This window comes from Inquilinus limosus (assembly GCF_002195995.1).
GTDB lineage: Bacteria > Pseudomonadota > Alphaproteobacteria > DSM-16000 > Inquilinaceae > Inquilinus > Inquilinus limosus_C.
The window spans coordinates 119,694-128,289 of record NZ_NHON01000007.1 but is presented as its reverse complement, the minus strand read 5'-3'; the positions used below and the strand labels follow the sequence as shown (position 1 = coordinate 128,289).

Here is an 8,596-nt window from a genome sequence, read left to right as displayed (position 1 = left end):
CACGGATGAGATCGACAAGCGCCATCGTGGCCGTGGTGCTATATTCGGCGGGCGCGGGCGACCTCGTGGCGAAGAGCGGGGCACCGGCTGCGAGTTCCGTCAGGCCGCCTGATCATTCGTGCCTGGCCGGATTGAGGCGCTCGCGCACCGCCTTCTTCGGGCGCTTGGGCTGCCATCGCGCGACGAACTGTTCATAGGCGCGTTCCGCGTGCGCGGCGGCGACCATCTCCTGGTCGCGCAGCACCTTGACGTTGTAGGCATAGGCTGCGCCGCGGGTGCTGCCCTTCTTCGCGGGCTGTCCGGCCTGCAGCTCCATCCCTCGGATCTTGTTGGCGACGAGGGCTGGCCTCACCCACAGGTAGTCGACCTCCTTGCTCAGGAGATGCCAGCACAGCACCGCGAGCTTGCGGGCGACCGCCACGGCCGCGACCTGGTGGCCTCGCTTCGCCCGGATCCGGACGAAGAATGCATGCAGCGGTCCGGGGGCTTTGGCCGCCGCCCATGCGGCTTCGACCAGCATCGCCCGGGCGTGGCTGCGGCCGGCCTTGCTGATCCGGCCATGCTGCGCCAGCCCGAGCCCGGACTGGCGGACGCGCGGGTTGAGCCCGACATAGCTGACCAGCTTCTGCGGCGCGGCGAAGCGCCGGATATCGCCGATCGCGGCCACCAAGCCCGCCGCCACCGTCACATTGACCCCGGTGATCGTGATCAGCCGCTTGATGGCGGGATGGACGAGCGCATCCTTGGCGACCTCCCGGTCGAGCAGGAGGAGGTCCTCGCCGAGGCGATCGAGCTCCCACAGATGACGAGCGACCGCCAGCATCTCATCCTCGGGCAGCGGCTGGCGCTCGAGCCACGCCCGACCGATCCGGCTGAACAGATCGGCATGCGGGCAGCGCGGGATCAGATGGGCGTGCAGGATCGCATGCACCTCGTTCTTGATCCGCGTCCGGTGTCGGACCACCTGGTTGCGGCGCGCCACGAGCCGCCGCAGCCGCTCCGTGGCCGGATCCGGCGTCCAGATCTCGGGCAGATATCCTGCCGCCTGCAGGCTGGCGAGCGTGCCGGCGTCGATCTTGTCGGTCTTCACATGGGCATGCGCGATCGCCTTGACCTGCAGCGGGTTGGCGATCACCACCTTGGCCACGAAGGGCGACAGCACCCGCGACACCGCCATGCAGTTGCCGGTCGCCTCGATCACCACCTCGTCGGTCGCTTGCAGCCCCTTGCCGAAGCCCTCCAGCGCCGTCCGGGTCATGTCAACCCGCCCGGCCGGCCGGAGCTTGCCGTCCTCCCAGATCACCACCTCGCCGAAGCTCCGGTGGATATCGATTCCGATCACACGTCGCATCGGCTCCTCCTGTTGCTGGATTGACGGGAGCGGCGGGCGACACGACATACTAACGCGAGCTCACAGCTCATGGAATACATCGGCCTGCCCGCACCTTCGTGCTCCCGGTGCCTCTGTCCCGGATGGTCGCACCATACGCCGCGGCCTTCAGCGGCCGCCGCCGAACTTCGGCACCGAGATCTTCATACCGGTTACGAATGCATGGGACGGGGCGACGATTGCCGCAGCCGGCGGCGAAGTTCATACAGAGGTCATCATCGCAACGGCCGGTCCGGGACGCAAATCATGGCGAGCATCGATCTGAATTGCGACATGGGCGAGGGCTTCGGCGCCTGGGAGATGGGCGACGACGCGGCGATGCTGGAGATCGTCACCTCGGCCAATGTCGCCTGCGGCTTCCATGCCGGCGACCCGATCGTGATGCGGCGGACCCTGGCCCTGGCGCGCGACCGCGGCATCGGCGTCGGCGCCCATCCCGGCTTCCTCGACCTCTGGGGCTTCGGCCGTCGGGTGATCAAGGGCGACACGCCGGAGGAGCTGGAGGCGCAGGTGGTCTACCAGATCGGCGCCCTGCAGGGCATCGCCAAGGCCGTCGGCCACAAGGTCACCCACGTCAAGGCGCATGGCGCGCTGAGCAATGTGGCGATGGTCGAGGATGCGGTGGCGCTGGCGATCGGCCGGGCGATCCAGTCGGTCGACCCGACCCTGGCCTATATGGTCCTGCCCGGCACGGCGCTGGAGCGCGCGGCGGTGGAGCTGGGCCTGCCGGTGGTGCGAGAGGTCTTCGCCGACCGCACCTATGAGGACGACGCCACCCTGACCTCGCGCAAGATCGCCGGATCGGTGATCCACGATGCCGAGGTCGCGGCCGAGCGGGTGCTGCGCATGGTCGAAGAGCAGGCGGTCACCAGCCGCAGCGGCAAGCGCATCCCGGTGCCGGTCGACACCGTCTGCGTCCATGGCGACACGCCCGGCGCGGTCGGCATCGCCCGCCGCATCCGCGAGCGGCTGGAGCAGGCCGGCATCCGCCTGGTGGCGCTGAAGGACCGGCCAGCCTGACGGGCCGCCGGCCCCGGCCCTTGCCCTCGCGGCACGGGACCGTTGCGCAGCGCGCTCTTGTAACCGAACCTTAACACGTCCATCTCCGAGGCCGCGGGCCGTTCACCGCCCGTATCGCCGCCTTGCCGTCCGGAGACGGAAATGATCCTCGACCGCCGTGCCCTTCTTGCCAGCCTCGGCCTGGCCATGGCCGGCCTGTCCGTGATGGCCGCCGCCGATCCGGGGCCGGCGGACCACCGCACCGGCGGCGAGGACATTCCGGTCACGCCGGGCGTCATCTACGCCATCGGCGAGAAGCGTGACGGCGGCTTCAACGAAGGCGCCCTGCGCGCGCTGGAATTCTTCCGCAACGAGACCGGGGACGCCTTCCTGGAGGCCGAGCTGCCATCGGTCGACGGCTTCGCCGCCGCGGCGGACGGGCTGATCCGCCAGGGCGCCACCCTGGTCATCGCAGTCGGCTTCTACTACACCGATGCGGTCAAGGCGGCCGCGGCCGCGCATCCCGGGACCAGCTTCGTGCTGGTCGACGGCGTCGCCGAAGGGCCGAACATCCGCTCCATCGTATTCCGCGAGCAGGAGGGCGCCTATCTGGTCGGCGTACTGGCGGCTTTGGCCAGCAAGTCGGGCACGATCGGCTTCGTCGGCGCCGCCGACGTGCCGGTGCTGCGCAAATTCGCCGATGGCTACGCCGCCGGAGCCAAGGCGACGCGACCCGAGATCACCACCCTGACCGATTATATCGGCACCGACGCCACCGCCTTCCGCGACCGGGACGGAGCCACCGCGATCGCCCGCGATCAGATCGGGCGCGGCGCCGACGTCCTCTTCGCCGTCGCCGGGGAGGCCAATCTCGGCGTGTTCCAGGCGGCGCGCGATGCGGAGAAGCTGGCGATCGGCGTCGACAGCAACCAGAACGGCGTGGTGCCCGGCACCATCCTGACCTCGATGCTGAAGCGGGTGGACATCGCCGTGCTGCGCTCGCTCGACGACATGCGGGCCGGCACCTGGGCCCCCGGCCTGGTCACGCTGGGCGTGCGCGAGCATGCGGTCGGCTGGGCGATCGACGACAACAACCGGCCGCTGGTCACCCCGGCCATGGAGGACGCGGTCGAGACCGCCCGCCGCGCCATCGCCGACGGCACCATCACCGTGCCGGACCCGACGGCGCGCTGAGTTTTCCAGAATTAATCTAAAATTTTGAATGTCATTGCCGGGCTTAACCCGGCAATCCAGAAGATGCCGACAATTTCTGGATGCCCGGGTCAAGCCCGGGCATGACAGCCTAAAATTGCGATCGCCTCAGAAATTCGCCTGATCGCTGTTTTGTCTGCCTGAACGGCCACCACGCCCTCCAGATAATCTGCAATCCAGCACCCAAGACCGCCTCCACCTCTCCCCGAGTCACGCGAATGCAACCGAAGCCCCGTAGAGGTGTTTCCGGAAGCGGCAGGGAATTTGGCCCTGCCCGATGAAGAAGGGGGAGACTTCGTCATGGCCGATCCGTTGCTCAACGAGTTCGTCGCCAACCATGTCGGCACGGACACTTCGGAATATGTCGAGATCAAGGGCGATGCCCTGACCGACTACAGCGGCTGGACGCTGGTGCAGATCGAGGGCGACGCCGGCGGCACCGGCCGCATCATCTCGGCCACCGCGATCGGCACCACCGACGCCGACGGCTATTGGAGCAGCGGCTTCCAGTCGAACCTGCTGCAGAACGGCAGCGGCACCCTGCTGCTGGTGGAGGACTACAGCGGCGCGGTCGGCCAGGATCTCGACACCAATGATGACGGCGTGCTCGACGCCACGCCCTGGGCGCGGGCCGGCGACGGCGTCGCGATCGACGACGGCGGCAGCGGCGACCGCTTCTACAGCACCACCGTCCTGGCCCCGGATTTCGACGGCGGCAGCATCGCCGTCGGCGGCGCCTCGCGCCTGCCGGACGGTGTCGACACCGACAGCCCGTCGGACTGGACCCGCAACGATTTCGACCTGGCCGGCCTGCCGGGCCAGGCGGGCACCCCGGTCCCCGGCGAGGCGCTGAACACGCCCGGCGCCGAGAACGCCCCGGTGCCCGACACCACGCCGGAGGTCCACGCGATCTACGAGATCCAGGGCGAAGGCCACCGCTCCGAATTCGAGGGCGACCGGGTCGCGACCCGCGGCGTGGTCACCGCCATCGCCAGCAACGGCTTCTACATCCAGGACGCCCAGGGCGACGGCAACACCGCCACCTCCGACGCCGTCTTTGTCTTCACCGGCGCCGGCGCCGTGCCGGCGGAGGCGCAGCTCGGCGTCACCCTCGACGTCACCGGCACGGTCACCGAGTTCCAGCCGGGCGGCGCCTCCTCCCACAACCTGACCGTCACCGAGATCACCGGCGCCAGCGTCGAGGTCTCGGCCGTGCAGCAGACGGTATCGGTCGCGGTCACTATCGGTGCCGGCGGCTATGCCCCGCCGACCGAGGTGATCGACGACGACGGCCGCACGGTCTTAGATCCCGCGCATGACGGCATGGATTATTGGGAGACCCTGGAGGGCATGCTGGTCGACATCCCGGCCGCGGTGGTGATCGGCCCGACCAACGGCTTCGGCGAGGCCTATGTCCTGGCCGATCACGGCGATCACGCCACCGGCACCCGCACGGGCGCGGGCGGCCTCATGATCTCCGAGACCGACCAGCAGCCGGAGCGGATCCAGATCGACGACGACCTTCTGGGCGGCACCATGCCGAAGCTCAATGTCGGTGCCGAGCTCGGCACCGTCCAGGGCGTGGTCGGCACCAATTTCGGCTGGTACGAGGTGCAGGCGACCAAGCCGGTGACGGTCGAGTCCTCCGGCACGCTGCAGCCGGAGACGACGACGCTGGCCGGCGACCGCGACCACCTGACCGTTGGCGCGATCAACCTGGAGAATCTCGATCCGAAGGTCGAGGATGTGAACCTGGTCCAGGACAAGAACCCGAACAATGTCGACGACGATATCGGCAGCGGCAAGTTCGACCGGCTGGCGCAGCAGATCGTCTCGAATATGGGCTCGCCCGACGTCGTCGCGCTGCAGGAGGTGCAGGACGGCGACGGCGCCGAGATCACCGGCGTCACCTCGGCGGCCGAGACCGCGCGGGTGCTGATCGAGAGCATCGTCGCCCAGGGCGGGCCGCGCTACGAATATGTCGACGTGGCGCCCGAGGCCGGCACCTCGGGCGGCCAGCCCGGCGGCAACATCCGGGTCGGCTATCTGTACAACCCGGAGCGGGTCGACCTGGTCGAGGGCTCGGTGCACGCGCTGACCGACCCCGACCTCTCGGATGGCGACGCCTTCGCCGCCAGCCGCCTGCCGCTGGCCGCCGACTTCGTGTTCAACGGCGAGACGGTGACGCTGGTGAACAACCACTTCACCTCGAAGGGCGGCAGCTCGCCGGCCTATGGCGACACCTTCCCGCCGGTGAATGGCGGCGAGGACCAGCGCGAGGCCCAGGCGGCGATCGTCAACGCCTATGTCGACGGCCGGCTGGCGGCCGACCCGGACGCCAAGGTGATGGTGGTCGGCGACCTCAACGAATTCTCCTGGAACGACCCGCTCAAGGTGCTGCGCGGCGACACCGACGACAGCCATGTGCTGAAGGACCTGGCCGACACACTGCTGTCGCCGGAGGAGCGCTGGAGCTACGTGTTCGAGGGGGCGAGCCAGGAGCTCGATCACATGCTGGCGACCGGCGGCGTCTATAAGTCGGGGCTGGAGTTCGACATCGTCCACACCAATGCCGGCTTCGCCGACCAGGTCAGCGACCATGACCCGTCGGTGGCGCGGCTGCACATCCCGGTCGAGGGCACGCCGGAGAACCCGCATGTCATCACCGCCGACAAGCCGACCTTCTTTTTCAACTTCGCCGTGGTGAAGGGGACGGAGGACTTCGACGAGGTTCGCGCCACGGTCAACGTCAAGGCCGATGATACGGTCGAGCGCATCGTGCTGCAGGGCGACCGCGACCTGATCGTCTGGGCCGGCAACACCGACACCCAGATCGCCGGGAACAGCGGCGACAACACGATCTATGGTGGCGCCGGCAACGACCGCATCGCCGGCGGCGCCGGCAACGACCTGCTGATCGGGGGCAGCGGCGCGGATGTCTTCGCCTTCGGTCCCGGCGATGGCCGCGACACGATCCTCGACTTCGACATCCGCCAGGACAAGCTGGCCATCGCCGACGGCGCCGACGCCACGGTGAAATGGGGCCTGCTGGGCGCGGTGGTCGAGCTCGACGACGGCACCCGCGTCACGCTGGTGGGCGTCCGCCCGGACCAGATCGAGCACGCGGATTGGATGGTGTGAGGCAGGCCTGACCGTCCTTCGCCGTCATTGCGAGGAGGCGAAGCCGACGAAGCAATCCAGGGGCCGGTGCGAGCCGCCCTGGATTGCTTCGCTACGCTCGCAATGACGGCTCTTACGCTCCCAGCTCCTCCAACCGCCTTTGCAGGAACCGCCGCTCCGACTCCTGCTGCGTCAGGTCCAGCGCGCGCTGATAGGCGGCGCGGGCCTCGGCGGTGCGGTCCAACCGCCGCAGCAAATCCGCGCGGGCGGCGTGGGCCAGGCGGTAGCCGCCGAGATGGCCATGCGCCAGGATCGCGTCGATCAGCGCCAGTCCGGCCGCCGGGCCGTCGCGCATCGCCACCGCCACCGCCCGGTTCAGCGCCACCACCGGCGACGGGTCGGCCCGCAGCAGCAAATCGTAGAGCCCGGCGATCTCGGCCCAGTCGGTCGATGCAGCGTCCGGCGCCTCGGAATGGACCGCCGCGATCGCCGCCTGCAGCGCATAGGCCCCGACCTCCGGCCCCGCCAGCGCGCGGCGGACCAGCGCCGTGCCCTCGGCGATCAGGCGGCGGTCCCACAGGCCGCGATCCTGGTCGGCCAGCAGCACCAGGTCGCCCCCCGGTGAGCTGCGCGCGGCGCGGCGGGAGTCCTGCAGCAGCATCAGCGCCAGCAGGCCGACCGCCTCCGGCTCCGGCAGCAGCTGGACCAGGAGGCGGCCCAGGCGGATCGCCTCGCCCGACAGGTCCGGCCGGGTCAGGTCCGCGCCCGAGGACGCCAGGTAGCCCTCGTTGAACACCAGGTAGATCACCTGCAGCACGCTGTCCAACCGGTCCGGCAGCTCGGCCTTCGGCGGAACCTGGTAGGGGATGCCGGCGTCGCGGATCTTCGCCTTGGCCCGGACGATGCGCTGCGCCACCGTGGTCGGCGCGGTCAGGAAGGCCTGGGCGATCTCCTCCGTCGTCAGGCCGCACATCTCACGCAGGGTCAACGCCAGCCGCGCGTCGGGGCCCAGGGCCGGGTGGCAGCAGGTGAAGATCAGCCGCAGCTGGTCGTCCTCGATCGCCTCGGCCTCGTGCTCATGCGGATCCTCTGCCTCCTCCAGATGCTTCGCCAGCTCGGCCCGCGCGGCGTCGAGGCGGGTGCGGCGGCGCAGCCCGTCGATCGCCTTGAACCGGCCGGAGGAGACCAGCCAGGCCCGCGGATTGGCCGGCATGCCGTCGCGCGGCCACTGCTCCGCCGCCGCGCGGAAGGCGTCGTGCAGCGCCTCCTCCGCCAGGTTGAAGTCGCCCAGCAGGCGGATCAGCGTGGCCAGCACCCGGCGCGATTCCGCCCGGTAGACGGTTTCGATGGTCCGCTGCATCGCCCGGGCCGGATCAGTCATGGGCCGCCGCAATGCTCCCACACCGGCCGAACCTCGATGCTGCCCATCCGCGCCATCGGGATATTGGCGGCGAGCTGCAGCGCCTCGTTCAGGTCACGCGCCTCGATCATGATGAATCCGGACAGGAACTCCTTGGTCTCGGCGAAAGGCCCGTCGGTGGTGGACAGGCGGCCGCCGCGGATCCGCAGCGTGGTGGCGGCGCTGACCGGCTGCAGCGCCTGGGCGGCGACGAACTGGCCGCGGCGGCGCATCTCCTCGTCATTGGCCATGGATTCGCGGACCAGCGCGTCGAGCTCGTCGGGCGCCATCGCGTCCAGGGTGCGCTGCTCCATATAGATCAGGCAGAGATACTTCATCGTCGGCTCCTCCCGGCTGCCAGTGTGGATGCAGCCTTGTCGTCGCGGGAAGCGCGGAATCGACAGCGCCGGTCCGGTCGGCCCGGCAGGGTTGCGGCCACGGCGGTTTACGCCAGCCCGCCGACGGCCTAGATAAGC

General features: G+C 69.5%; 6 protein-coding genes. 3 read left to right on the top strand and 3 right to left on the bottom strand.

From position 1 onward, the window contains the following. Positions 1-112 precede the first annotated feature (112 nt). The gene (locus tag BWR60_RS05990; protein ID WP_179221646.1) at positions 113-1,333 is read right to left on the bottom strand and encodes an IS110 family transposase; all 1,221 of its coding nucleotides are present in this window, start codon (positions 1,331-1,333) and stop codon (positions 113-115) included. 303 nt (positions 1,334-1,636) lie between these two features. On the opposite strand from BWR60_RS05990, the gene BWR60_RS05980 reads away from it, so the two are divergent. From BWR60_RS05980 to BWR60_RS05970, 3 genes are all read left to right on the top strand, one after another. After that, complete coding sequence (locus tag BWR60_RS05980) at positions 1,637-2,410, top strand: LamB/YcsF family protein (protein ID WP_088150099.1); 774 nt, start codon at positions 1,637-1,639, stop codon at positions 2,408-2,410. Between the two features lie 141 nt (positions 2,411-2,551). Beyond that, positions 2,552-3,583 carry a BMP family lipoprotein gene (locus tag BWR60_RS05975; protein ID WP_088150098.1) on the top strand — a complete coding sequence of 344 codons (1,032 nt, stop codon included), beginning with the start codon at positions 2,552-2,554 and terminating at the stop codon, positions 3,581-3,583. A 318-nt stretch (positions 3,584-3,901) separates the two neighbouring features. After that, on the top strand, positions 3,902-6,742 hold the full coding sequence (locus BWR60_RS05970) for an endonuclease/exonuclease/phosphatase family protein (protein WP_088150097.1): 2,841 nt from the start codon (positions 3,902-3,904) through the stop codon (positions 6,740-6,742). A 112-nt stretch (positions 6,743-6,854) separates the two neighbouring features. On the opposite strand, the gene BWR60_RS05965 is transcribed toward BWR60_RS05970, so the two are convergent. Both BWR60_RS05965 and BWR60_RS05960 read right to left on the bottom strand, forming a co-directional pair. Beyond that, positions 6,855-8,102: an RNA polymerase sigma factor gene (locus tag BWR60_RS05965; protein WP_088150096.1), complete on the bottom strand. Its 1,248-nt coding sequence runs from the start codon at positions 8,100-8,102 to the stop codon at positions 6,855-6,857. After that, a complete protein-coding gene (locus BWR60_RS05960) occupies positions 8,099-8,458 on the bottom strand; it encodes a YciI family protein (RefSeq protein ID WP_088150095.1) in 360 nt (119 codons plus the stop codon). The genes BWR60_RS05965 and BWR60_RS05960 overlap by 4 nt, the downstream gene beginning before the upstream one ends. Positions 8,459-8,596: the final 138 nt, after the last annotated feature.